The sequence below is a fragment of the Eubacterium callanderi genome (assembly GCF_900142645.1).
GTDB lineage: Bacteria > Bacillota > Clostridia > Eubacteriales > Eubacteriaceae > Eubacterium > Eubacterium callanderi.
In genome coordinates, this window is the sequence record NZ_FRBP01000016.1 from 41883 (window position 1) to 68120 (window position 26238).

Consider the following 26238-nt stretch of genomic DNA (forward strand, 5'->3'; position numbering starts at 1 on the left):
GCATAAGGGGCGGTGTGTTAATAAATTTCAGCAGAGAGCTTTTGTCTGAGCGTTAGGACGCCTTGACGGTAAACTGGCTGTTGTACAGGTCGGCGTAAAAGCCGTTCTGTGTAAGTAGCCCCTGGTGGGTGCCTTGTTCCACGATGGTCCCGTTTTTCATCACAAGGATGTGGTCAGCGTCGATGATGGTGGACAGCCGGTGGGCGATGACAAAGCTGGTGCGCCCTTTCATCAGGTGGTCCATGGCCTTCTGGATTTCGAGCTCGGTCCGCGTATCGACGCTGGAGGTCGCCTCATCCAGGATCAAGATGGCCGGATCTGCCAGAATGGCCCGGGCGATGGTCAGCAGCTGTTTTTGCCCCTGAGAGATATTTGAGGCTTCATCATTCAGGATGGTCTGGTAGCCATTTGGCAGGGTGCGGATGAAGTGGTCTGCCCGGGCGGCTTTGGCAGCGCTCACAATTTCCTCTTTGGTGGCGGCGCCCCGCCCGTAGGCAATATTATCCTCAAGGGTCCCGCCAAAGAGCCAGGTATCCTGGAGCACCATGCCAAACTGTGAGCGCAGGTCGCCACGGCGCAGATCGCGGATATCAATGCCGTCGATCAGGATGCGTCCGCCGTCCAGCTCGTAAAAGCGCATGAGCAGATTGATCAGCGTAGTCTTGCCTGCGCCGGTCGGGCCGACAATCGCAATCTTTTCCCCAGCCTTTACATCAATGCTGATATCCTTCATCAGCAGACGGTTAGGGCTGTAGCCGAACCGGACATGCTCAAACCGGACATCGCCTTTGGGATCAGTGAGTGATTTGGCCGGAGCGATGTCGGGCACCTCGTCCTCCTCATCCAGCACCTCAAAGACACGTTCGGCCGAGGCGATGGCAGCCTGCATGGAGTTAAAGATATAAGCTGCCTCGGTAATCGGCTCAGAGGCCTGGTTGACATACTGGAAGAAAGCCTGGATAACCCCAAGGGACAGCCGTCCCTGGATAACAAAGAACGCGCCGAGGACCGCGATCAGTACATAACCGATCTGGTTCATGAGGCGGATCAGCGGGTTGACCGCGAAGGTGATAAACTGGGCGTTGCGGCTGGCTGTGTAGAGGCGCTCATTGACCTCCTCGACGGTTTGGGTGGAGGCGTCCTCCCGGTTAAAGGCCTTGATGACCACCTGGCCTGTGAAGAATTCCTCGATATGGCCGTTTAATTCGCCGAGGGTTTTCTGGTTTCTGGCAAAGCAGTGCTGGCTGCGGCGGGCCACCAGAGCGGTAATGACCATGCCGATAATGATCATCACAAAGGCGATCAGTGTCAGCAGCGGACTGATGGACAGCATCAGGATCACCGCGCCGATGATGGTGACCACTGTGATGATAAACTGCATCAGTCCCTCCTGGAGCGTGTCCGCGACTTTTTCGAGATCGTTGGTGGTACGGCTCAGGATATCGCCTTTTTTATGATTGTCGAAATATTTCAGGGGCATCCGCGCAAGCTTGGCGCTCAGGGACTCCCGCAGGGTCAGGGTCAGCCTCTGGGATACGCTGGCCATAAGGTATTGCTGCAGATAGTTAAAGGCAGCGCTGAGAACATATAAGCCCAGCAGCAGCCCCAGTATCTGGCCCATGGCTCCCAGATTAATGGTGAAGGTGGTGCCGGTCTCAACGGCGTGGCGGACGCTGTCAAAAATCTGGTTGATGGCCTGGCCGATCACCATAGGGGCAGCCAGGGTAAAGGTGCAGCTGAAAACCACAGAAATCAGCACAATGATCAGCTTTCCCTTTTGCTCCAAGAGCTTTGAAAAAAGCCGCTTGGCTGTTTTCCCGGCATAGCGTGCCTTCTCGGCGGACATACCGCCGTCAAAGGAAAGGACTTCGGTTTCCTGATGTTCGCTCATGCTAATTCCTCCTTACTTAACTGTGATTCCGCGATTTCACGGTAGACCGGACAATTTTCAAGCAGCTCGCGGTGGGTGCCCTTTCCAGCAATGACGCCGTTGTCCAGTACAATAATCTGGTCTGCGTCCACAATGGAGCTGACCCGCTGGGCCACCACAATGATGGCAGCGCCGTGGACCTCAGCCTTTAAAGCGGCACGGAGGTTGGCGTCAGTCTTAAAATCCAGCGCGGAGAAGCTGTCATCAAAAATATAGACATCCGCTTTTTTTACGAGAGCCCGGGCAATGGCGAGCCTTTGCTTCTGTCCGCCAGAAAAGTTGTTGCCGCCCTGGGCCACGCGTGTCTCATAGCCATATTTCAAATCGCCGATAAAGGCGTCTGCCTGGGCGATACGGGCTGCCCGGCGCAGTTCATCCATGGTGGCGTCCTCCTTTCCATAGCGCAGGTTATCGGCAATGGTGCCGGAAAATAAAAAGGCCTTTTGGGGGACAAAGCCGATCTTATCCCGGAGGGCTTTCTGGGAAAGGGTTTTAATATCCACCCCGTCGATGGTGATGGTGCCAGCCTGAATGTCATAGAAACGGGGGATCAGGCTGGCGATGGTCGATTTACCTGAGCCGGTGCCGCCGATGATCGCAGTGGTTTCCCCGGCTCTGCAGCTGAAATTCAGATCGCTTAAGACAGGCTCCTCCGCGCCCTGATAGCAAAAGGTTACGTGGTGGAAAGCCAGCTTTTCTTCAGAAAGCTCAGCGGTCAGCTCGGCCGGGGCGTCGGCGATCTCAGGATCAAGCTCAAGAACTTCAGAGATACGCTTGGCGCAGGCTTCAGCCCTTGGAATCATAGTAAAGACCATCACAGCCATGACCAGGTAAAACAGGATGAGCATGGCGTATTCGATCACAGCCATAATATCGCCAATCTCCATGGCGCCCTGCCCGATCTGTATACCCCCGAACCAGATAATGGCCAGTGTGCAGAGGTTTAAGAGCATGAGCACCAGAGGCATGGCCACAGCGAAGATTTTGTTGATGCGGATAGCGGTCTGAGCATAAGCCTCAAAGGAGGTGTTGACACGCCTGCGCTCAAAATCGGTCCGGTTAAAGGCGCGGATAACCCGCACCCCGGTAATGTATTCCCGCATAAATCGGTTGATTTTATCCATTCCGGTCTGCAGCAGGCCGAACAAAGGCATGGTCTTGCGCTCGATGATGACCGCCAGAATCATAAAGATGACCATGGTCACCACGATGATACCCCCCATAAAGGCATTTTTTGAAAAGGCCAGGATCAGGCCTGCGATGGCCATGATCGGGGCAGGCAGCATCATCTGGAGCACCATGATCAGGGCCTGCTGAATCTGGTTGACGTCACTGGTATTGCGTGTGATCATGGACGCGGTGCCAATGCTGTTAAAATCGTTGATTGAAAAACGCTGGGCTTTTCTGAACAGCGCGTTTCGGATATCCCGGCCAGTGCCGGACGAGAGAATGGCCGAGAACCAGGTGCCTAAAATAGCAAAAACCCCAGTCAATACGGCAAAAAGCAGCATGATGCCGCCGGTTCTGATGATATAGGGAATATCCCCATAGACGATACCGTTATTGACGATATCTGCCGTGAGGGTCGGGATATAGAGGGTTCCCAGTGTCTGCAGAAACAGCAGCACAACGACAAGGATGAGTGTTTTACGATATGGAATTATAAATTTGAATAATCGAGTCATTTTGTCTCCTTCCCATAGGTATTGTACTCCGGTTCGATGTATGTTACTATAAACTGTAGAGTAACTGTACAGTCAAGTAGAAAAACGAAAAAAATTAGGTTTAAGGAAGGCTAAAGCATGGAAAACAAGGGAATGCTGACCATCAGTGAGTTTGGAAAGCTCGCGGGTGTCAGCCGAAAAACGCTCATATATTATGATAAAATTGGCCTTTTCTGCCCGGAGACAGTGGATCCTGAAAGCGGATACCGGTATTACTCTTATCCACAGCTGGATGTTATCAGTGCGATTTACGCTCTGAAGGAAATCGGGACGCCCTTAAAGGATATCAAGATTTATCTGGATGAGAGGACCCCTGAAAGGCTGGTGGCGCTCTTTGAGGAGCGGAAGGCCAAGATTGACGCGGAGATCTGCAGCCTCAAGAGGATCAGTGATATGATGGGGTCCAGAATCGAGATGACGCGCGCGAGCAGTACCATTGATACGGGCAAGATCTCCGTAGAGTATATGCCGGCCGAGCGTATTTTTATCAGCCCGGACATCTCAAATGTCGATGATGAGTCGATCTGGGATATTATCCAGGAATTCTATGAATACTGCGCGCTCTACAACATCAGCTATGGCTATCCGGTAGGGGATATTGTGTCCATGGAAAGCCTGCTGCGGGGAGAGTGGCATTTTCCAACCTGGTATTTTGCGAGACTTGATGAACCCATGGCACTGCCGCACATTGGCCTCAGGCCCGCGGGCTATTACGCGGTGGGCTACATCTACGGAAATTATGACAGTGTTGATGAGCTGTATGAGCAGATCAATGCGTATATTGAGGAGAATGGCCTGGTCATTGACGGCTGCGGCTACCGGGAATCCATCTTGGACGAGATCGCTGTCCAGAACCCGGATGATTATCTGTTTCAGGTATCTGTAAAGGTAGAAAAGCCGCCAGAGGATGATAAAAAATAAGGGCCCGGGAAATTCCCGGGCCTTTTGAGTCTTTTGAGGATGTTTTTTTAAAGAAAAAATTTGTACAGTCCCTGGACTCGGGCTAAGAGGAAAGGACTGTTTTTGCCAGCAGCTGTCCGGCGATGACGCCAGCGAGGCTCAGAATCAGGTTGAGCCCGGCATTGGCCGCTGCGGTTATCCAGGCACCCTCGCCGATCAGGCTCATGGTCTCGTAGCTGAAGGTCGAGAAGGTGGTAAAGCCGCCTAAAAGACCGGTGGTCAGAAAGAGCCGCATTCTTGGCGGGAGGCCGGCGCTCTGGAGGCTCCACTGCATAATAAAGCCCATGAGCAGTCCTCCAAACACATTTACGCACAGGGTTCCAAGAGGCAGCCGGCTGTCCATAAAGCGGGCAATACCGCTGGAGATAAGATAACGGAGCGCAGCGCCTACAAAGCCGCCCACGCCTACGGATAAAACTTCAAACATGATGTTACACTCCTTGTCAAAAAATTAAAAAGCTCCTGCTTCTGTAAGAAACAGGAGTCATCAGCATTATGCGGTTTAGGCGAACTCCATCGCCCTGAGACCATTATAACGGAACGCACTGTCCGTGTAAAGATGAGAACAGTTTCAGAAATTTATTTTTTCATAATGTATTGTAAAGCGCCGCTGGGACAGGTTTCCACAACAGCCTTTACCTCCTCGGCAGCGGCGTTGTCGGGCAGAACCCAGGGCCTGCGGCAGACCTTGAACACCTCTCCGTTGCCATGGGTACAATTACCTGAGTGGCAGCACATGTCTTTATTATAGAAAACGTCAATATCCTTGCCAGTGTATTTTTTATAGCCTTTTTCAATCAGTTCTTTTTCTGTCAAAGTCATTCACTCCTTTATTGGATTTAAAAAGATTCTTGTTTAATATATCCATTTTGAGCCGTTCTAAACAAAAAAGAGCCTCCGATAAGGGAGGCTCTGATTATTCCGTTTTATTGGGTTTTATGACTGAATTGATGGCATCCTTAATCTGTTCGGCAGGATTGTTTTTCTTTTTCGCTTCTTCCTCGGCCTTTTTAGCCTCCTCCTCAGCCTTTCGTTCGGCCTCGCGGGCTTCTTCCTCAGCGATGCGGGCAGCCTCCTGGGCGGCTTCCTGCTCCTCAACCTTTTTTCTCACCTGGCCGATTGCAAAATTCATATCCGTCTGGGTATCGGGGTTTTCAAGCTGAGCCACCAGCTCCTGAGCCTCATCGCAGGCATCCGAGGAGGCATCCTCAGAAAGCGCGTTTCGGGCGGATCCGTCTGTAAACTGGGCGTTCAGCAGGTCGTTGATCTGTTTGTAAATATTGTACTGGTTCTGAGCATCGGCAAAATCCTGTCGAACCGCTGCCGTGAAATCTGTTTTTCCCATAGCGTCCAGCTCGGTCAGATTTTTATTGATGTTGTCGACCTGGAATGGCTGTATGGTCCTCACGACCAGGCGGGACCCATCTTCCTTTGTCTGATAAAGGGCAGAAACCCCGTTAAGGACATCGGCCATTTTCTGGGCAGTGGCGGTGCGCTGCAGCAGAAAGCTGCGCATAGCCTCATCCTTGATCTGATTGGCCTTTTTAATGCTGTCAGAGATCTGGCCGGTATTCTGTGCAACGCCTTCGGCCAGCCCCGCATCGTTTTCAGTAAAAAGTGCGTTGACAGACTGAACCGCCCGGTTTTGAACCAACAGCGGTATATGATAAACGGCAGCGCCAATCCCGACAATAGCAGAAATTAGCAGAAGCAGTAAAATAATGGTAAGTACTTTACCGCGCAGCGCCATTCGTTTCCATAGTTTTAGTGGTTTCATCAGCATTTACTCCTAAATGTTGTGGGTAACTTTAATCTTATCAGAACTTGTCCCGATTTTCAATTGGAAATAAAAAAAGATGGGAGCATACCCATCCTTTATATAAAGTCACTGATTTTCGGGGCCCGGCGCCATTGGGCTGAAAAAGGTTTTTCGGGCAAAAGCCCCAAGGTGGCGGATGGCGACAACAATCAGAATGCCTGTCAGCAGGCAAAGCACCCGGTTGATAATGGCCGAGGTAAGGTCAAAGAGCACCAGCGATGCGAAAAGAGCGCTCATGAAGTTAATGAGCTGCTGATATTTATAGGGCTTGGCAAACTGGTAATTGCCGATATAGCCCAGAACCAGGATCAGAACGCCGCCATATCCTTCGGGCACCAGCATTTGGAACAGCAGCACGAAAAGAACAATTCCCGCCAGTGTGGCGATGGAACGGTGCTTGATCCGTGTGAGGGTTTCGCTGTAATCAATCTGCGTCAGCGACATCACCACAATGCTGATCCACAGCGGCTTTTTAAGGCCAAAGGCCATCCCGATAAACATGGCCAGTGTAAGGCCCAGTGTCATCTTCAGAATAAAAGCATGGTCCTTTTTCCGGCAGAGCTGGGCCTGCTCCTTCAGGCTGCGCTGCCTGGCAGGATCAAAGCCCTTTATTTTCCAGGAAACAGCAGTGACAATGGCTGTGATGGCAGCGCCGGCTAAAAGCCCGGCCATCCTGAGGACAAAGGCGTGTCCTGTCACAGGGGTGGACTGGCAGAAAATATAGCAGAGTAAAAAGATAATGTGCGGTCTGAGCACAGAGGGCTCCGAGCAGAAGGCCATCATCAGATAAATAAAAACAAAATTCAGCAGAAGGCCTGCCCACACGTTGATAAGAGAAAGGGCAGAAACCAGACCTGAGCCTGCAAAGAAAAAGAAAAGCAGAAAGGTCATGGAACCGGGTTTCAGTTCCATATCGCAGGCCGGAAAGGTCAAAAGGGCAACGATAATGGCAATGGACGGCAGGAGATTTTCCTGACCAAAAAAATGCGCGAAAAGGCTGATAAAAAGAAGGATGAACGCAAAACGTGCTGTATTGATACAGAAGGTTTTAAATCCGGCTTTTACCGTCGTCTTATTTAATGTCAAGCAGTATTCCTCCAATCCTTTATTGATCACTTATAAATAATATGATAACGGAATAAAAGACAAAAAACAAGAACGTCAATTTAGAGGAATTTTGCTGAATCCGGTTGCAATTTTACGTTCAATGAAATAAAAATAATGGATTGAAACTTTTTGAAACGGTTGTTAAAAAAGCTTAAGAAAAGCTTTTGTGAAGAGCGCTACCATTCCGCCAGATCCAGCACTTCGGTAAAAAAGGCGTCATGATCCTCGTAAATGGTCTGAGGAGCATACTCCTCAAAATCCTCTTCGTTATAGACGACGCTGACCTGTACGCCGGTGTGAATGGTCATTTTTGCCAGGCGGCGGGCCTGCTCCTTCAGTGCGTCTCCAGCCTCAGATTTGATGGCGATGCAGCCGGGTTTGTCGAATTGTCGGGCAATTAGATAAGCCATTTTGATTCATTCCTTTTTGTTTTTATTATAGCACAGTAACAGGCAGTGCGGAAAAGGGATAGAGATAAAAAATAGTCCTGTCAAAAAAGAATCCGTTTTCAGCGAAAATAAAAACATTTTTTAATATAAAAATTAATTATATATAACGTTTAAAATCGCATAAAACGGGTAAAAATTATTGAAATATGTTAGTTTGACAATACTTCTTAAAGGGGTGTACAATTTATAAAGTAAAGCTCTGAAATGTTACGCGCCCAACCGTGCATTTGAGCTATGACGATATAAGGAGAATGAACATGAAGCTTGAAGACAATCTGATGATTCAATTTTTGAAAAAGTTTGACGAAAATCCGTTTTTGATTAAAATAAACGGAAAAGAAGTTTTAGTGGGCGAGGGCAAACCGGCCTTTGTGGTCCGGTTTAACAAAAGTCTGGACATAAAGGAGCTCAGACGCAGCACCTCGCTGGCACTGGGCGAAGCCTACATGCGCGGCGATATCGAAGTGGAAGGCGACCTTTTCCAGGCGCTTGACCAGCTTCTTGGTCAGATGGGTAAATTTTCTCTGGATAAAACTGCCCTGAAAAAGCTGATCTTCACCTCAAATTCCAAGAAAAACCAAAAGGATGAGGTATCCTCCCACTACGATATCGGCAATGATTTTTACAGGCTATGGCTGGACGATACGCTGAGCTATTCCTGCGGTTATTTTAAAAATCCAGACGATACCCTCTATGACGCTCAGGTCAATAAGGTCGATTATATCCTTGAAAAGCTGTACCTGAAAGAAGGAATGAGCCTTCTGGATATTGGGTGCGGCTGGGGATTCCTCCTGATCGAGGCCGCCAAAAAATACGGAATCAACGGCGTGGGCATTACCCTGAGTCTTGAGCAGCACAAAAAATTCAGCGAGCGCATTGCAGAGGAAGGGCTGGAAGGCCAGCTGACAGCAGAGCTGATGGATTACCGGGATCTGCCAAAATATGGAAAGACCTTTGACCGTATTGTCAGCGTGGGCATGGTCGAGCATGTGGGAAGAGACAATTATGATCTTTTCTTGTCCTGCGCGGATAAGGTGTTGAACCCCAAAGGGCTCTTTCTGCTGCATTATATCAGTGCTCTGGAGGAACATCCGGGTGACCCGTGGATTAAAAAGTATATCTTCCCGGGCGGCATGATCCCCTCGCTCAGAGAAATGATCAGCCTGGCTGCCTCGCACCGCTTTTACGTCATTGATGTGGAGAGCCTGAGACGGCATTATACCAAGACTCTGCTCTGCTGGGACAAGGGCTTCAGAGAGCATCTGGATGAGGTGCGCGAAATGTTTGACGATGAATTTATCCGAATGTGGGATCTATACCTCTGCTCCTGCGCCGCAACCTTCCACAATGGGATCATCGACCTGAGCCAGATTCTGATGACCAAAGGCGTGAATAACGACCTGCCGATGACCAGATGGTATTAAAAATAAAAAAGAGAACCGGAAAATCGCGGTTCTCTTTTTTGTTTGAAACAGGGTCATACGTCTACCCGTTTTAAGGGATTGGACGCTTTCATTTTGATAAAGAGCGGTACATACTCCACAATCACCGAAGCGTTTTCCAGGCCATACCATTGCACCGGAGAACCGGCGACGCGGCGGATCATATATTTTAAGGAAACAGCGGCCCAGTCAGAGGGATGAATGTCACTTTCGGGTACCAGCATTTTGCGCAGAATGCAGAACCGGAAATCCCCTACAGTGCTGTTGTCGCCAATGGAATACCGGCGCTGCTGTGGCGGGAGCTCATGGCTGGTGATCAGATCGCCGACAATCTGGCGCAGATAGACATTGATACGCTGGTCTACCTTAAAGCCGAGGTACAGTTTTACCCTGAAAAGATAATCAGTGCCAAAGCTGTCAACGGTATACTCCCGGGTGTAGGGCTCATCAGTCACACTGACGCTGACAAACCAGTAGGCTCTTGCTCGCTTTGTCTTTTTGTCGAAAATAGAATATAAAATGTCGCGGTCGATGGTGTCACCCTCGGTTTCGTTCATCAGGTAGACCAGATTATCCGATACTGTGATGAGCCTGTTGTCACTGTGAACATCTCCAAACATGGCGGTATAGTCCGAAATATGCAGCTTAAGGGCCTGAGAGCGCTCGATGTCTGTTCCACGGTGCCATACGGCCATAACCGCAAAAAGAATCGCCGCAATGAGCAGCGCCACATAGCCGCCACTTTCAAATTTTGAAAGGCTTGAGAGAAAAAAGGTCCCCTCCAGCCCGCCAAAAAAGACCAGAAAGATAAAAGGAAGAATTTTCAGACCTTTCAGGCAGCGCAGATACATAAACAGCAGCAGTGTGGTCATGAGCATGGTCAGCGTAATGGCCAGCCCGTAGGCAGATTCAAGCCGCGCGCTGGAACGGAAATAGAGAATGACGCCGCTGCAGGCCAGCCACATGATCAGGTTGACCAGAGGGATATAGAGCTGTCCCTTGGTTTCAGAGGGATAGGTGATGCGCATGTGCGGCATAAGGTCAAGGCTGATCGCTTCAGATACCAGTGTGAAGGTGCCGGTGATCAGAGCCTGAGATGCGATAACGGCTGCCAGAGTGCTCAGAAGCACACCGAAAATACGGATATTGTCTGGGAGCATCTGGAAAAAAGGGTTGAGATCAGGCAGAGTGCCCAGTGTGGTATTCCCCTTGTTTGCCATGAGCCAGGCGCCCTGGCCCAGATAGTTAAAGATCAAACAGACTTTGACAAAGGGCCAGCTGGCATAGACATTGCCCCTTCCCACGTGGCCGATGTCTGAATAGAGCGCCTCGGCCCCGGTGGTCGCCAGGAACACACTGCCGAGAATCATGACGCCGGCCTGGTTGTCTGGGCTGAACAGAATGGCGGCGCCTCTGAGAGGATTAAAGGCCCTCAGAATTTCCCAGTTGCCAGCCATGTTGGCAATGCCTGAAATGGCCAAAAAGAGAAACCACACGGTCATGACCGGGCCAAAAGACTTACCGATGGATTTGGTACCAGCCCGCTGGACAAAAAACAGAATCGCTATGATGACAAGTGTAATCATGACAATGCGGCTCTGCTCATCGCCCAGAAAACGGTAGATAAACGGCAGGCTCCGAAGTCCTTCAATGGCAGTTGTAACTGTGACAGCCGGGGTGAGAATCCCATCGGCCAAAAGCGCCGCGCCGCCCACCATGGCAGGGACAATGAGCCAGGCCTTGTACTTTTTAATCAGGCTGTACAGCGAAAAAATACCGCCCTCGCCGTGATTGTCGGCCTTGAGTGCGATAAGAACATACTTGACTGTGGTAAGGAGTGTGACGGTCCAGATCACCAGGGACAGGGCTCCCAGGATCAGGTTGTCATCGATGGCGTTCAGGCCGCCGTTGCCGGCAATGATCGACTTCATAACATACATCGGCGAGGTGCCGATATCACCGTAGACGACGCCAAGGGCTACAATGGCAGCGCCCAGGCTAACAGGAATTTCTGTCGATTTTTTTAAGTGTCTCATTTTAATCCTCTACTTTTCCTCTTGGTGTATTAAAAGACAACCTCCGTGTTGCAAAACACTGCGGACACGAATGTTTCGAATACTTATACCCTTTTATCGGAAAATTTATATATTTTTAACAAGAAATTTATGAAAAGTTATAAAGAAAATAGACCCGGCAGAAGCTGCCAGGTCTGCTGCAATTCCTTAACGGTCATACCAGAAGCCTTTGAACAGGGTGACACCCATTTCAAGAAGGAGCGCAAAAAGAATGATCGCCATGAAGTACAGGTTAAAATGGGTTAGAAAGCCTGTGACGGCTGCATTCGACAAGCTGCTGGAAATCGCTGCGATAAAAGCGCTGTTTAAAATCTGCTGATCAGACAGAAGGATCAGCGTCAGAGCTGCGCTCAGGACACCTGAGACCACTGTGACAATAGCCAGCCTTTTAGTGTAACGGCCTTCATAGAGTTTAAAGCTTTCATTCATAATGCCGAGGATCGTGAAGCCTGCGAAGACATACCATAGCTGGTGAATGCGGTCTACGTTAAACACAGGGATAAAAGGCTGATCTGCGCTGAATTTTGCGCAGATAATCTGAGGAGCGGCCAGAAAGATTACACAGAAGATCACAGAAAAAATGATGCCGGCGATGGGCTCTCCCTTTGGAATAACAGATTTTCTTTCTGGAACCGGGGGCAGACTGTCAAGCTCACTGCCGCCAAAATTAAGGGCGACATTTTTTCGTTCAAAGACCGCGAAAATAAAAGTAACCGCGCCAAAAGCAGCGATAAGGCCAGTGATCAGTGTACCAATCCATGAGAAAAGGGTAATGTACAGTGCCTCGTGACTGTCCGTGAAAAATGAGATAAATCCAGAAAGAACAAGCCCGAAGGTCACAGAAGCCAGAACGATGCCGGTAACCATTTTGTATTGGCTGTAATAGGCAGGGCCGATAAGGTGGTCGCGGCCTTCAGGCATATAGCTCATGGCCAGCTCTGACGGGGTTCCCAGCTCCGTGAGAATGACCCGGACATCACGGTCTTCAGGCATCAGACCATCGCACCGGGCCTCCAGCATATCTTCGATGAGCGAGTGCAGCTCTTTGTCAATATCGTTTCGCAGTCGGGCAGGCAGCCGCCTTGTAACCGCGTAGACATACCGATCAATCAGTTCGTTTTTCATTTTTATTCCTCCTCAAAAATCTGATTTATGCTGCTGACTGTTTTATCCCAATGCTGTTTTAACTGCCGGCAAATTTCATTGCCGAATTCAGTCGTCTGGTAGTACTTTCGCGGCTTTGGTCCGTCTGTCTGCCAGGAGCTTTCGAGAAGCTCCTGGCTTTCGAGGCGTCTGAGCAGCGGGTAGAGCGTATTTGCCTCTGCCGCGATACCCTTTTCATTGAGTGTGTTTACCAGATTGTAGCCGTACATGGGTATTTTCAGCTGGCTTAAAACACAGAGCACCAGTGTTCCCCGGCGCAGCTCTGATACCATACTTGACAAAACACTATCCTTTTCCAAATGACGGCCCTCCTTTATTTGCTGTTAATCACATTATAGTGTGTTATACACAGTATGTCAAGAAGATACAGTATTTTGTTTGAAAATGTCTGAAAGAAAAGGCTGGACTTCATGCTGGAAATGATTTATAATAAACGTAACATTGGTTTCAGTTTATCTGGAAGAAATAAACAAAAAAATAACCGCATTCGAGTCCAAAAGCCTAAAGGAAGTGAAGCCCCCATGGCCGGGGACCGATGAGTATATCTGGAAACGGATATGCTTTCCGTGTTTGAGAAGAATGCAGATGATTCCTGAAAATTTTCAGGGGCATATTTCGACACGGGAGAAGTATGCCCTTTTTTAATGATTTTTCAAAAGATGGTTATTTTATCCATGAGCTCCTGCTGCCTTTTGTCATTAAAAACAAAAGGCACTAAGCTATATAATCTACCAAGTCAAAGGGCCGTCGCATCCTCGGCGGCCGTTTGAATCCTTTGCTGAATGGAGCAGGACCATGCGGTTCTGCTTTTTGTGTTTTGAAATATAAGTTATTTTTATATTTAACTTATAAAAATTTCTTAAAAATTAACGTTATAGCGATTTGATGCTATTTTATAATGTTTAAAATATAAAAATAAGGCTAAATAGGATAAAAATTTATACTTTTACAACGCTTGAAGTTATGATATAATTCTGAAATAAACATTCAGGAGGTGCGTGAAATGAATGGTTTTCTTTCTCCGGCGGAGATCGGAGAAGTGTGGGTTGGGAATGGTGTGAAAAAGGCCTCCCTCTCCATTGGTAAAATGCTGATTCTCGGCATTTTTGCAGGTATTTTTATTGGCTTTGGCGCCCATGGATTTTTACTGGCGACAGGAATTGGCAAAGGCGCCTTAAGCGAGGCTATGCTCGCTAAGTTTATTGGCGCTTCGGTATTCCCGGCAGGCTTGATGATGGTAATATTATGCGGCGCAGAGCTGTTTACAGGCAATAACCTGATGACACTGGCCCTGATGGATAAAAAAATTACCATCAAAGGGATGCTGACAAACTGGGTGGTTGTTTATATCGGCAATTTAATCGGATCGATTTTGTTGGCTTTTGTTTTGGCCAAAAGCGGTCTTTATGCAGACGCGGTGCTGGAAAAAGCGGTGGCCGTTGCACAGGCAAAGGCTGGGATGCCTTTTTCAACAGCGCTTATCCGCGGTATTCTATGTAATATGCTGGTTGTTTTAGCGTGCTGGATGCAGGCCGGCTCAAAGGATATGATCGGCAAAATCTTTGCGATCTGGTTTCCGATCATGCTTTTTGTTTTTGCGGGCTTTGAACATAGTGTTGCCAATATGACCTATATTCCTCTTGGAATTTTCCTGGGGGCAGATGTCAGCTGGGGGCAGATGTTTATCAACAATCTGCTGCCTGTCACACTCGGCAATATTATCGGCGGCGCCATAATCGTACCATGCGCTTACTATTATGCATACATTCGTAAAAATAACTAGAGAATGATAAAGGAATACCTTTATATATATAAGGGTATTCTTAATATAAATTTGAAAGCGGTTTATGTCTTCTGTTTTATCTGTGCTATAATGAATGAGAAAATTTAAATGTTTACAGGAGAAATGAAAATGCTGATTGGAAAAAACATAACCATTGGGATTACGGCATGTACGCCGGTTGACCAGATTCCTGGACTCATCCGGATGCTGCGAAATGAAAAAGCAGAGGTAAAGGTGATATTAACCCCGAATGCCCTTAATTTTATTACACCGCTTCCATTGCGGCGCGCGTCGGGGAATCCGGTTGAAATCGACCAGTTTGAGGAACCAAAGGTATGGGATCCTGAGCACAAAACCTCTGACCAGTCTGATTTGCTGCTGATCGCTCCAGCCTCGGCCAATACCATTGGCAAAGCGGCCAATGGCATAGCGGATAATTTACTGACGACGACCATTCTTTCCACCACAGCCCCCATTGTGTTTGCCAATAACATTAATCCGATGATGTACAGCAAGCCCAGTGTGCAGCGGAATATCCAGACTTTAAAGGAAGATGGCTGTATTTTTGTTGAAAACGGGGAGGGCAGAGCGCCCAACCGCATGCCGTCTAATGAACAGATTTTCCAGACGATCATCAAGGCATTGGAGAAAATGACAGAAATTTAGAAAATGGAAAAGTAGGGTAAAAAATTGTCTTTGTTGGAAACAGCATGGACAATTTTAAATAAAAGAGATAAAATGTAATAGGAAATATTTTCAGAATCAACTAAAAAAATAATCCAGTAAAACAGGAAATGTGGTGAAGCTATGAATGGATTAGTAAACTGGGCGGCAATTTCAGAATTAAGCCATCCGGCAGGCAAGGCGAGCCCAATGAACAGCGACCCTGCAAAAATGTGGGGCGCGGTTGCGCGTATGTACAATAAAATGGCACAGCTGGAAAGAGAGTACACACAGAATCAGCTGGACGCTTTGATTATTACAAAGGAAGATACAGTATTGGACGTGGGCTGTGGGCCTGGCAGGCTTTCTGTGCCGATTGCCGGTATGGCGAAAAGTGTCACCAGCCTGGATGTGTCCCAGCAAATGCTGGAAAAGTGTCAGGAAAACGCTGCCGCTGCCGGTGTGTCAAATCTGACCACCCGGCTTTTGAATTGGGATGATGTGAAGCCCGGGGAAAATATCGAAAAGCACGATATTGTCATCGCGTCACGGACAACAGCCCTCGCTGATCTCATCAAGCTGAATGCACTGGCAAATAAATATGTCTTTATTCTCTGCTGGGCCAAAAACCCCAGCTTGAAGCATGTGCACGACGCTTTGTTTTACGGTGTGGATGATGCGCTGAGGCCAATACCTCCAATGAACCGTTTGCTTGGATATAATGTGAATTTTAATCTGCTCTACGATATGGGCGTAAACCCTAACGTTAAAATTGTGGCAGATGGCTTTCACTGCGATTACGAAAGCCGGGAAGCAGCCTACAATGATTTGAGAACCCTGCATCCAGTACCGGAAGATCGGGAAAAAGTTTTCAGGAAAAACGTGGATGAGTGGCTTACGGATTTACCGGGAGGCGGCGTCTCTTTCAGGCGTGAGACTGAAACCTACGTCATGTGGTGGAAACCGGGAAAACTGGAGCTTTAAAATTAAATATGCATTCGAGTCTACAGGCCTAAAGGAAGTCCCATGGCTGCGGACCGATGAGTGTAGGGGGAAACGCCTGCGCTTTCCGTATTTGAGAAGAATGCAATTGAGCTGTTTGATACCAAACGGGCATATTCTTAAACGGAGTATGCCCTTTTTTATATATAAAATATAGGGAAAGAAGGAGATGTGAGAAATGAAAAAATTTAAAAAAACCCTATCTGTTTTGCTGGTGCTGGTGCTTCTCAGCTTTGCTGCAGCTGGCTGTTCACAAAACAACGGTGATACAGCGAAGTCAGACAATGCGGACGGAGACCGCACCATTACCGATATGTCAGGCGTTGAGGTGACGGTTCCGGCAGAAGTGAAGTCGGTTATTAACCTCTGGCCGTCCAGCAACCAGATTATGATCACACTGGGAGGGCAGGATAAACAGACTGCCTACATGGCCACCCTGCAGAAGCCAAGCTTTACCTGGATGCAGATCGTTAATCCAGCCATTATGGAAAAACAGACAGTCGGCGGAAATGGCGACGTGACCGCTGAAGAGCTGTTGAACCTGAAACCGGATCTGGTCATTACCTCCAGTGATGAGGACGCCGAAGCTTACCGTGCTGCAGGGCTTAACGCAGCGTGTATGATGTTCAATAATTATGAAGGTTTAAAGGAATCTGTCTTAAAAACCGGTGAAGCGCTGGGAACCAGCGAAAAGGAACGGGCTGACAAGTACGTTGAGTATCTGGAAAAGAACATTAAGCTGGTTCAGGACCGTTTAAAGGACGTAAAAGATGAGGACAAGCCTGTTGTACACTATGTCGATGGACAGAGCGGCACCAGTCCTTACAAAACAACCGGAAACGGTACAATGCAGGAAGAATGGCTGACCATGGCTGGTGGAAAATTATCCACTGATGGGATTCTTCAAGGAATGAGCAAGGAAATTACACCGGAGCAGTTTTTGAGCATTAATCCGGATGTGATCATTGTTGGCGGAACTGGACAGGCAGACGCCTATGATGCCTTGATGAGCGACGCTTCACTGGCAAACCTGAAGGCGGTTCAGGACGGTAAGGTTTACCGCAACCCGCAGGGAACCTTCCAGTGGGACCGCTTTGGTTCAGAGTCTGCGCTGCAGGTGCTTTGGGTGGCTAAAACCCTATATCCGGATAAATTCGAGGACATTGACATGAAAAAGGAAACCATTTCCTTCTACAAAGATTATTTAGGCTATGATCTTTCAGATGAATATGCGGATGCGATTTTAGCTGGCAAAAATGCCCCGGACGGACGCTAAGCCGGATTAAAGGGCATAAAGAAATAATATGAAAGAATAAACAGTCAAAGCCGCCGATTGCCCGGCGGCTTTTTTGAAAATAAAAGGACAAAACTGTATGGCGAGAGATATAAAAGAAAACAGGGTGAAAAATCCGGAAGACAGGCCGCTTGGACTGGTTTTGACACTGGCGGCGGTTATTGTTATTGTACTTATTTTAACAGCGCTGTGTGTGGGGCGTTATCATGTGCCGGTAATACAGGCTGTCAAAATACTGCTGTCCCAGATATTCCCCATCACCCCAACCTGGGATAAGACAATGTATGATGTTATTATCAACCTGCGGCTGCCGCGTGTACTGGCTGCTGTCCTGGTCGGTGGTTCCCTGGCATTGGCCGGGGCCACCTATCAGGGGATGTTTAAAAACCCTCTGGTATCGCCAGATCTTCTGGGGGTTTCCGCCGGAGCCTGTGTGGGCGCGGCTGTTGCAATCCTGATGAGTCTGGGGAGTGGAATGACACAGGTGCTGGCCTTTGCGGGCGGTCTTTTAACCGTGTTTGTCACCACCTCTATTCCAAAGCTGATGCACCGTAATTCAACCATGATGCTGGTATTGGCCGGTGTGATCGTAGGCGGATTTATGAATTCGATCATTGGCCTCACAAAATACATTGCAGATACGGATACCCAACTGCCTGACATGACCTACTGGCAGCTGGGGAGCATCGCGAAGGTCACCTATCCCACGCTTATGGCCATTGCGCCGATTATGATCATCAGCGGCGCAGTGCTTATTATCATGCGGTGGCGGATTAATATTTTATCTCTCGGGGATAATGAGGCGCGGTCTCTGGGCGTTAACCTGCGCTTTGAGAGAGGGATTGCCATCATCTGCTCTACCGTGCTGACGGCTTCGGCAGTATGTATGAGCGGAACCATTGGATGGATCGGGCTTGTTATGCCTCACCTTGGAAGAATGGTGGTGGGCAGTAACAATGTGCGGCTGCTGCCGGTCACCACACTGCTCAGCGCCGCATTTCTGATCATCATTGATACCCTGGCCCGGACGCTTACCGGTGGGGAGCTTCCCCTTGGTATTTTAACCGGCTTTATCGGAGCGCCCTTCTTTACCTGGGTATTGATCAAGCAAAGGATGAGTGCGTGATATGGCCTTACTGGAAGTGAAAAAAGCTGGCTTCTCCTATCCAACTAGGGAAAATGTTTTTACCGATATTTCATTCACACTGGAAAAGGGAGAGATTTTTACCATCCTTGGCCCAAATGGAGCGGGTAAGTCAACGCTCCTTAATTCCCTTGCAAACTTGACGCCTCTGACAACCGGGGAGATATTGGTGGACGGTGCTCGTCTGGATAAAATGAGCTCCAGAGAAACGGCCTTTAAAATTGCCTATGTGCCTCAGACCACGGAGATAACCTACGGCTACTCTGTGCGGGACTACATCGCCATGGGAAGGGCCGCGCATGTGGGAATGCTGGTGACACCAAAGAAAAAAGATTACGAAATTGTAGATGAAACCATTTCGCTGCTCGGCATTGAACACCTCGCGCACCGTCTCTGCACTCAGATCAGCGGTGGTGAAAAGCAGCAGGCATGTATTGCCAGAGCCATCGTTCAGCAGCCGGAAATTATTCTTTTTGATGAACCGACCTCCGCGCTGGATTACGGCAATCAATTAAACATTATGCGGCTCATCAAAAAACTGTGTGGCCGGGATTACGCAGTTATCATGACTACCCATAACCCGGACCAGCCGATTTTGCTTGAGGGGAAGGCAGGCATCCTGGACCGGGACGGGCACATGTTAACAGGCACAGTAAGCGATATATTAAGTGAAAAAACGCTGAGTGCCGTATACCGCACGGCCCTGCACCTGGTCTATGTGGAGGAGGCAGAGCGGATGGCATGCATTGCGGCCAAGATTTAAGGGTTTTGACAAGAAACGGCCCGGATGTTATAATTTAGAAAAATGATTGAAAGAGGTGTGTTGATGTCGGCTTTGTCTGTTTACAGGGTTCTCAACTAAATACAGTTGAAAGGGTACAGTGATGATGGGGGCAAACCCCTTTGTTTCGTTGACCTTTTTAGAAACATACCAGACAGACGGCTTCAACTTATCGAATCATGGCGGTGCAGCGGCTTTTGCGGTTGTACGGTTTTATATTTGATTTATACTGCCCGCAGGAGCGTTCTGCATCTTTAGAGGTGTGGTGTGTTGGCCGCGGGCTTTTTGTGTTCAAATTTACGACGAAAGGGAAAGTTTATGAAGTACGCTTCGGATCGTTGTGCTTAGCAGGGGTTATCGCATGACATCAGAATAATGAGTTGTGTATAGCCCTTGCTTAATCCTAAAAAATAAATTAGGAGGAGCATAATGAGCTATATCAAGGCAGGCGACGTGCTGCCAAAAGAACTTGTTGACAAAATTCAGGATTATATTGACGGAGAATACATATATGTGCCCCGTAAAGAGACAAACAGAAAAGGCTGGGGGCAGAATACCAATCGAAAACAGGAAACGCTTTTGAGAAACCGGGAAAATTACCAGCAGTATACGGAGGGGGTGTCCGCCGCCCGTCTTTCGGAGATTTATTTCCTGTCTCCCAAAAGTATACATAAAATTATTGCAAAATGTAAGCTGGAAAACCAGTGATAAGAGTGCCGCAGCTAAAAGTCCTGCGGCGCTTTTTTATTTCAGAAAAATAAAGGCGGTTGTTGTGCCAATTTAAGAGCATGTATAATGTTTTTGCAGAAAAGGGGCAATTCCTGAAAAAAGATTGGAGAAAAACAAATGAAAAAGAAAAAAATAAAAGAAAACATTTCGATACAGGATGCAGAGAGAGAAATGATAAAGGCAACCGTTGTAAAAATAATGAATAAGCAGGCGCAGGTCCGGGCTGGGGACAAGCTGTTGACCTGTCTGCTGCCACAGACGATGGTTTCAAAGAAAAATGCGCTGGTGGTTGGAGACCGTGTGGCAATAAGCTCTGTGGATAACGATACGTATAGATTATCTGAAGTGCTGCCAAGAGAAACAGAGGTTTTCAGGGGAAGCGGGCGTTTGCCGGGAGAAAGGATAATAATAGCTGCCAATGTGCACTATCTTTTGGCCGTTGCGACAGCCGAGTATTTCAGGCATCAGGCAGGTTATCTGGAATCTGCTGTTATTGCAGCCAGACGGGCAGGGGTTAAAATCATTATTTTGATCAGCAAATTGGATCTGGTCGGTAAAAGAGAAAAGGAACTGCTCGAGAAAAAAATAAACCTTTACCGGAAAACCGCAGACCTGGTCTTTGCCGGGTCAGGACAGGCTGAGATAGAAGCCATGATAGAGGAAGTGTCAAATAAAACAGGGGTGGTCGTGGGCGACCGGTCTTGCGGTAAATCGACCCTGATCCATAAAATTCTGAGCAGGCTCTCGGAGGAAGTGAAAACCCCGATAAAATTTCCAAGCACGCACAGCAGCCAGATGATGTATGGCCCTCAAAATACCTGCCTTATTGATACCCCGGGCTTTCGTGATTTTGCGCTGCAGGCCGTTGCAGAGAATGAAAAAAATACCACCTTTCCAGAAATTGCCCGGCTGGTCCATCATTGCGCGTTCAGCAGCTGTACGCATACACATGAGGAAGGCTGTGCGGTGCTGCAGGCTCTTCGGGAGGAGTCTGTTGAAAGAGAACGGTACGATGCCTATCAAAGTATGGGAGAGAAACCGTCTAAGCTGCAGCAGAAGCCAGACTACAGGCGAACAGCCTGCACAGAAAGCTTTGTGTGTAAGGTGTGCGGTGCTCACGTTGCACCCGAAGGAGCTGGCAGTGAGCACAGGAACCATTGCCCCAAATGCCTGTCAAGCCTCCATGTCGATAAAAAGCCCGGGGACCGCGCCTCCTTATGTCATGGTGTTATGGAGCCAGTGAGCGTCTGGGTCCGGAAAAACGGAGAGTGGGCGGTTATTCACAGGTGCCGTCTGTGTGGTGCGCTCAGTTCAAATCGCATCGCGGCAGATGACAATCCGGCGCTGCTCATGTCCATTGCGGTTAAGCCGCTGGCGAGTACACCCTTTCCCCTCAATAAGCTGGAAGAAGTGTTTGGCGGAAAGTGTGAGCCTTAAGAACACTCAGAAAGCGTTTCGTCCTGTTGCTTTGGGGTATCTAGAAAGAAAAAACGAAAGCAGGTGTCATAATGATGCATCATATAGAAATTTTTGATCCGGATATCCAGTGTTATGCCGGCGAGTGTGAGCCCATGGGCAATAAAGAATACATGCGGATCACCACCATGGTAGAGAATCTGAAAATAGCGGGAAAAGACATTATCCGTTACAACCCTATGCAGGAGCCCTCACTCTATAAGGAGATGCCTGAGATCCGGCAGCTTATGGATGAGAAGGGAATAGAAGCTCTGCCGGCAGTAATGCTGGACGGAAAAATTGTCAAGAGCGGCGAGTATCCATCCAACAAAGAGCTGCTGGACTGGTCGGGATTAAGCCAGGAAGAACTGGTAAAAACCATCATGCAAAAGAAAATGTCAAATTGTAAATGCGGCAATGATCTGGATTGCTGCTGTTAAATAAAGGTTTCTGAGAGGATCGGCAAAGCTTGCCGGTCCTCTTTTCTTAATAAAAAGCTTAAAAATTTAATGTCGGTTTCCAAAAAATTTTACACCATGACGGGTTAAAAGAAAAAGCACCAGATTACGTCTTGGAAGAGCATGACCAGTTAAAATCGTTAAAATATAGACAATTTAAGAGGGTCGAAAAGGCTTGACAATCGGTTACACTGCAACTATACTAGTCTTAACTGGTCATGACCACTAATGATGACCGAGGGGGAATTACTTGTGGATAAAATCGAATTAATTGAGAGAAAGGCGTTTAATATCCGAAATGATATTGTAAAAACCATTATTGAGAATGGTGATGGTCATGCCGGACCGTCCCTGTCCTGTACGGACATTCTGGCGACACTGTACTTTGGAGTGATGAAAGTCGATGTTAACAAACCCAAATGGGAAAAAAGAGACCGACTTATCCTGAGCGCGGGACATAAATGCCTGGCGCTGTACGGGACGCTGATTGAAAAGGGATTTGAGAGTGAACGGGTACTGCATAGCTATAACCATTTGGGGACAATCGTGCCGGGGCATCCGGATATGAAAAAGTTCCGGGGTGTGGACTTCAGCTCCGGCGCTCTGGGGCATGGGCTGCCAATTGGCTGCGGTATGGCTCTGGACGCAAAGCTTAAAGACCACGACAGCCGTGTGTTTGTCCTCATGGGCGACGGCGAGCAGGGAGAAGGCTCTAACTGGGAAGCCGCAATGTTTGCAGCCCACCATAAACTTGACAATCTGGTTGCCATTATCGACCGGAACGGTCTTCAGATTAACGGTACAACAAAAGAGGTGCTCAACAGCGCAGATCTTGCGGAAAAATATAAAAGCTTTGGATGGGCGGTAGAGATTGTGGACGGCCATGATGTGGCGGCAATGCTGAAGGTTTTTGAACAGACGCCTGCTCAGGCAGGAAAGCCAACGATGGTTATTGCCAATACTGTCAAGAGCAAGGGAATGTCCTTTGCAGAAAATAACGTGAAGTATCACCACTGGAATCCTGGAAAGGATTCTGAGGAGGCCAGACAGGCATTGGAAGATTTACGCAGCTATCAGGAAGCAAAGGGGTGGTCATAATGGCAGGAATAAAGTTAAACCCAAGAGATGTCTTTGGCGAAGTGCTTCTGGAAATTGGAAAAACAGATGAACGCGTTATGGCGGTATCCTGTGATTCCGGCGCGGGCTCCGGCATGAATTCTTTTAAAGAGGCGCTGCCCTTACAGTATTTAGAGGTTGGGATCAGCGAGCAGGACGCCATCGGCATTTGTGCCGGTCTGGCGGAATCCGGCAGAGTGCCGGTGGTATCAGCCATCGCTCCCTTTATCAGTATGCGGTGCTTTGAACAGATACGAAATGATGTGGGCTACGCGAACATGAACGTAAAGATCATTGGCTCAAGCAGCGGTCTGTCCCATTCTAATCTGGGCTCTACACACCAGGCGCTGGAGGATATGGCAATTTTAAAAACAGTGCCGAATATGGTGATTTTTAATCCCGGCGACGGCTATGAGGTAGAAATGTCGCTCAGAAAGGCTGTGGCCTGCAAAGGGCCTGTTTATATCCGGATGCCGCGAAACGCCATGGAAATGCCTGTGAATCTGGAAAAGCGCAGCTTTGAAATCGGCAAGGGAGAGAATCTTCTGGACACTGGCGATGACGTGGTCATTCTGGTTACAGGGACACTGAGCGTTGACGCGCTGGAAGCAGGACAGCGGCTGGCAGAAAAGGGCTATAGAGTCAAGGTGCTTAATTTTACAACCGTTAAGCCACTGGACAAAAAGCTGATCCGCGACGCTTATAAAAACTGCCGGCTTATGTGCACAGTCGAGGAGCACATAACCACCGGCGGCTTTGGGAGCAGTGTGCTGGAGCTTCTTTCAGATATGCCGCACCACGCACCGGTTCACGTACTGGGCATTGAGGCCGGGTCCACTCAGACGGGGCCATACCGTGAACTTTTAGATTATTATGGTTTAAGCGCTGATAAGCTGACAGAGACCATTGAAACTTACATTCATAATTTAGCATAAGGAGAGAGACATGGAGATTAAATGCAGTTTAAACACATTCAAGAAAACAGACGTCACATTCATTGACAGCGAGAAGGCGTACATCAGCAGAGTGGCCGACCAGCCAATGGCGTTTGAGACCTTTCAGGCCTTAAAGCCATACGTGAAATCCATTGGTGTGACCGATGGATTTAAAAAGGTCATTGACACCTTTGACGTATCAGAAGGCCAGACCCCGGCAGGCTTCCGGGTAGAATACGAGCTGGAGGAGGACGGGGCCCTCAGGGCAGACCTGGTAAGAGATATCAGCTATGACAAAAATGGGGTGAAACGCCCGACCAACGTCCTGTTTTCAGCAGACAGCGCCAATCCTTACGAAGTAGCGCCCATCAAAAATATTCTTGCCAATCTGACCTGTAACCCTGGGATCATCTATGATCTGTTCATCAATAATCCAAAAGCAAATGTCGGCAGCCAGTTTAAAACAAGAGACGAGGTTATGGCAGAAATCGGCAGGATTCTGGGCCCTGGAGCAGACATCAGCGTTGAGCTGAACGACCCCTTTGGCAAATCGGACGCAGAGATTCTGGAAGAAGCCGCTAAATTTAAAGAGATGCTGTCCGAATACCGCGTCGTCATCAAGGTACCGCACACCGGACCAGTCAGCAAGGAAACCGTTGACCAGCTCCTTACAGGCGACAAGAAATTTTCAATCCCCTGCGACGCACCTGGTACAGCCGAAGCGCTGAGAGGCCACAACATCGCATTGATGCTTCAGGAAAATGGCTACCGGGTCAATTTTACTTTAATGTTTGAGCCCTACCAGACAGCACTTGCGCTGCAGGCAAAGCCTTATTTTATCAACAGCTTTGTCCGCCACCGCTTCATGCAGTCCGAAATCATGAAAAAAGGCCTTGCGGCTTACGATGCAACACGCGACCCCAGATATCTGGAAGACATAAAAAAAATGTTCATCGAAAAAGACTACCTGTGCAAAGGCCAGGAAATGGATCTGCTGAGCGTCAAGCAGGCAGCCGAGGATCTGCTTAAGTACCGGCACTTTGAAGACCATGAAGGATCTGACGGCCTGGACAGTGTAAGACATAACCTGAGATGGTTTAAAAACACCAACCTGGACGATTCAAGACTGATTATCTGCAGTATGGAAGGGCCGCTCAATTACCCGGATATCGACAAGCTTTTAGTCGAGGACGAATTCAGTGATCTGGTCAACCGTGTAGTTATCACCGCAGAGCCAAACTATCTGGCACGTTTTACCTCCTGCAACCAAGTAATCAGCTATCAGCGCCGGTTTATGAACGCGGCCAACGGCGCAAAATAAAATCAGAATAAGAAATGAGGTCATGAAATGAGTTATGTAAACATGGAAAAAATATTGAAGGATGCCAGAAAAGGCGGGTACGCTGTCGGCGCCTTCAACATTGTCAATCAAATGACAGCAAAGGCGGCGGTGGAAGCGGCAGAAGAGCTGAGTTGCCCGATCATTCTTCAGACCTCGGTTAAAACCGTCAAGCAATTTGGAATTGAAGAAATGATGCAGTTTTTAAAACCGATTGTGGAAAATGCAAAGGTAGATGTGGCGGTGCATCTTGACCATTCGACCGATGTGGATTTTACAATCGCCTGTATTGACGGCGGATGGAGCTCTGTTATGTACGACGGCTCAAAACTGCCGCTGCCAGAAAATATTGGGAACACCAAAAAAATTGTGGAAGCCGCCCACGCAAAAGATGTTACCGTCGAAGGTGAGCTTGGAGCTATCGTGGGCGTGGAAGACGATATTGTGGTCGATGAAGACCAGAGTGCTCTGGCAAATCCGGAGGACTGTAAGGTTTATCTGGAAGAGACAAAAATTGATGCCTTTGCCCCGGCCATCGGTACAGCCCACGGTGTATATAAAGGCGAGGTTAAAATTGATTACGACCTTTTTGAAAACATCAACAGCTTTTCGCCCTGCCCGTTGGTACTGCATGGCGGTACCGGTCTGAGTACAGGCACCTTTAAACGGCTGATCAGTTTGGGTGCGGCAAAAGTCAATATTTCAACAGCGATCAAGATTGCCTACTGCGGCGGTATGAGAGACTATACAAAGCTGCGGCCTGATGAAAATGACCCACTGAAGCTGGATGCCTTTGTAAAAGATAAGGTCAAAGAAGTGGTTAGAAATCACATCACACTGTTCAGTTTATTGGAAGATTAGGAAGTGAG

Annotated in this window: 25 protein-coding genes and 3 riboswitches; of the genes, 15 read left to right on the forward strand and 10 right to left on the reverse strand. The window is 48.3% G+C overall.

The annotated features are described in order from the left end of the window. Positions 1-52: 52 nt before the first annotated feature. Complete coding sequence (locus BUC22_RS18850) at positions 53-1891, reverse strand: ABC transporter ATP-binding protein (protein ID WP_073383417.1); 1839 nt, start codon at positions 1889-1891, stop codon at positions 53-55. Beyond that, positions 1888-3615, reverse strand: coding sequence for an ABC transporter ATP-binding protein (locus tag BUC22_RS18855; RefSeq protein WP_073383419.1), 1728 nt, complete (start codon positions 3613-3615; stop codon positions 1888-1890). The genes BUC22_RS18850 and BUC22_RS18855 overlap by 4 nt, the downstream gene beginning before the upstream one ends. 117 nt (positions 3616-3732) lie before the next feature. On the opposite strand from BUC22_RS18855, the gene BUC22_RS18860 reads away from it, so the two are divergent. Beyond that, positions 3733-4575 (forward strand): MerR family transcriptional regulator, encoded by an 843-nt coding sequence (locus tag BUC22_RS18860; protein WP_013382207.1) that lies wholly within the window; start codon positions 3733-3735, stop codon positions 4573-4575. Between the two features lie 82 nt (positions 4576-4657). On the opposite strand, the gene crcB is transcribed toward BUC22_RS18860, so the two are convergent. The 5 genes from crcB to BUC22_RS18885 form a co-directional block, all read right to left on the reverse strand. Next, positions 4658-5041, reverse strand: a complete 384-nt coding sequence (gene crcB, locus BUC22_RS18865) for a fluoride efflux transporter CrcB (protein WP_013382206.1) — start codon at positions 5039-5041, stop codon at positions 4658-4660. Positions 5042-5085: 44 nt separating this feature from the next. Next, a riboswitch (Fluoride riboswitch) is annotated at positions 5086-5144 on the reverse strand. A 49-nt stretch (positions 5145-5193) separates the two neighbouring features. After that, positions 5194-5430 (reverse strand): (4Fe-4S)-binding protein, encoded by a 237-nt coding sequence (locus BUC22_RS18870; protein WP_013382205.1) that lies wholly within the window; start codon positions 5428-5430, stop codon positions 5194-5196. Positions 5431-5530: 100 nt separating this feature from the next. Further along, complete coding sequence (locus tag BUC22_RS18875; protein WP_143163952.1) at positions 5531-6391, reverse strand: hypothetical protein; 861 nt, start codon at positions 6389-6391, stop codon at positions 5531-5533. Between the two features lie 108 nt (positions 6392-6499). After that, positions 6500-7519, reverse strand: a complete 1020-nt coding sequence (locus BUC22_RS18880) for an FUSC family protein (protein WP_073383423.1) — start codon at positions 7517-7519, stop codon at positions 6500-6502. A gap of 197 nt (positions 7520-7716) precedes the next feature. Then, entirely contained in the window at positions 7717-7950 is a 234-nt protein-coding gene (locus BUC22_RS18885) for a DUF6718 family protein (protein WP_013382202.1), read from the reverse strand. Positions 7951-8246: 296 nt separating this feature from the next. Between BUC22_RS18885 and BUC22_RS18890 the strand changes: the two genes are divergently transcribed. Further along, positions 8247-9413 carry an SAM-dependent methyltransferase gene (locus tag BUC22_RS18890; RefSeq protein ID WP_083591184.1) on the forward strand — a complete coding sequence of 389 codons (1167 nt, stop codon included), beginning with the start codon at positions 8247-8249 and terminating at the stop codon, positions 9411-9413. 53 nt (positions 9414-9466) lie between these two features. Here the strand turns inward: BUC22_RS18890 and BUC22_RS18895 are convergent, their stop codons facing one another. The 3 genes from BUC22_RS18895 to BUC22_RS18905 form a co-directional block, all read right to left on the reverse strand. Continuing rightward, positions 9467-11467, reverse strand: a complete 2001-nt coding sequence (locus BUC22_RS18895; RefSeq protein WP_073383428.1) for a KUP/HAK/KT family potassium transporter — start codon at positions 11465-11467, stop codon at positions 9467-9469. A gap of 186 nt (positions 11468-11653) precedes the next feature. Beyond that, positions 11654-12631 (reverse strand): hypothetical protein, encoded by a 978-nt coding sequence (locus BUC22_RS18900; RefSeq protein WP_073383431.1) that lies wholly within the window; start codon positions 12629-12631, stop codon positions 11654-11656. Positions 12632-12633: 2 nt separating this feature from the next. Beyond that, positions 12634-12969, reverse strand: coding sequence for a PadR family transcriptional regulator (locus tag BUC22_RS18905; RefSeq protein WP_090414986.1), 336 nt, complete (start codon positions 12967-12969; stop codon positions 12634-12636). Positions 12970-13143: 174 nt separating this feature from the next. After that, positions 13144-13267, forward strand: a riboswitch (molybdenum cofactor riboswitch). Between the two features lie 406 nt (positions 13268-13673). On the opposite strand from BUC22_RS18905, the gene BUC22_RS18910 reads away from it, so the two are divergent. From BUC22_RS18910 to BUC22_RS18970, 13 genes are all read left to right on the forward strand, one after another. Then, positions 13674-14453, forward strand: coding sequence for a formate/nitrite transporter family protein (locus BUC22_RS18910; RefSeq protein WP_073383434.1), 780 nt, complete (start codon positions 13674-13676; stop codon positions 14451-14453). A 129-nt stretch (positions 14454-14582) separates the two neighbouring features. After that, entirely contained in the window at positions 14583-15119 is a 537-nt protein-coding gene (locus tag BUC22_RS18915) for a flavoprotein (protein ID WP_073383436.1), read from the forward strand. Positions 15120-15260: 141 nt separating this feature from the next. After that, positions 15261-16100 carry a class I SAM-dependent methyltransferase gene (locus BUC22_RS18920; protein WP_073383439.1) on the forward strand — a complete coding sequence of 280 codons (840 nt, stop codon included), beginning with the start codon at positions 15261-15263 and terminating at the stop codon, positions 16098-16100. Continuing rightward, positions 16101-16218: riboswitch (molybdenum cofactor riboswitch) on the forward strand. It abuts the gene before it with no gap. Positions 16219-16296: 78 nt separating this feature from the next. Then, positions 16297-17394, forward strand: coding sequence for an ABC transporter substrate-binding protein (locus BUC22_RS18925; RefSeq protein ID WP_013382190.1), 1098 nt, complete (start codon positions 16297-16299; stop codon positions 17392-17394). Positions 17395-17491: 97 nt separating this feature from the next. Next, positions 17492-18538, forward strand: coding sequence for a FecCD family ABC transporter permease (locus BUC22_RS18930; RefSeq protein WP_013382189.1), 1047 nt, complete (start codon positions 17492-17494; stop codon positions 18536-18538). 1 nt (position 18539) lies between these two features. Further along, positions 18540-19319: an ABC transporter ATP-binding protein gene (locus tag BUC22_RS18935; RefSeq protein ID WP_013382188.1), complete on the forward strand. Its 780-nt coding sequence runs from the start codon at positions 18540-18542 to the stop codon at positions 19317-19319. Between the two features lie 447 nt (positions 19320-19766). Further along, positions 19767-20045 (forward strand): CD3324 family protein, encoded by a 279-nt coding sequence (locus tag BUC22_RS18940; RefSeq protein ID WP_073383441.1) that lies wholly within the window; start codon positions 19767-19769, stop codon positions 20043-20045. A gap of 138 nt (positions 20046-20183) precedes the next feature. Beyond that, the gene (rsgA, locus tag BUC22_RS18945; RefSeq protein WP_083591188.1) at positions 20184-21503 is read left to right on the forward strand and encodes a ribosome small subunit-dependent GTPase A; all 1320 of its coding nucleotides are present in this window, start codon (positions 20184-20186) and stop codon (positions 21501-21503) included. Positions 21504-21574: 71 nt separating this feature from the next. Next, positions 21575-21961 carry an arsenic metallochaperone ArsD family protein gene (locus tag BUC22_RS18950; protein ID WP_013382184.1) on the forward strand — a complete coding sequence of 129 codons (387 nt, stop codon included), beginning with the start codon at positions 21575-21577 and terminating at the stop codon, positions 21959-21961. A gap of 270 nt (positions 21962-22231) precedes the next feature. After that, entirely contained in the window at positions 22232-23077 is an 846-nt protein-coding gene (locus BUC22_RS18955) for a transketolase (protein ID WP_227929955.1), read from the forward strand. Beyond that, a complete protein-coding gene (locus tag BUC22_RS18960; protein ID WP_073383446.1) occupies positions 23077-24030 on the forward strand; it encodes a transketolase family protein in 954 nt (317 codons plus the stop codon). The genes BUC22_RS18955 and BUC22_RS18960 overlap by 1 nt, the downstream gene beginning before the upstream one ends. A gap of 10 nt (positions 24031-24040) precedes the next feature. Continuing rightward, positions 24041-25351 carry a transaldolase family protein gene (locus BUC22_RS18965; protein ID WP_073383449.1) on the forward strand — a complete coding sequence of 437 codons (1311 nt, stop codon included), beginning with the start codon at positions 24041-24043 and terminating at the stop codon, positions 25349-25351. Positions 25352-25378: 27 nt separating this feature from the next. Continuing rightward, the gene (locus BUC22_RS18970; RefSeq protein ID WP_073383451.1) at positions 25379-26230 is read left to right on the forward strand and encodes a class II fructose-bisphosphate aldolase; all 852 of its coding nucleotides are present in this window, start codon (positions 25379-25381) and stop codon (positions 26228-26230) included. Positions 26231-26238: the final 8 nt, after the last annotated feature.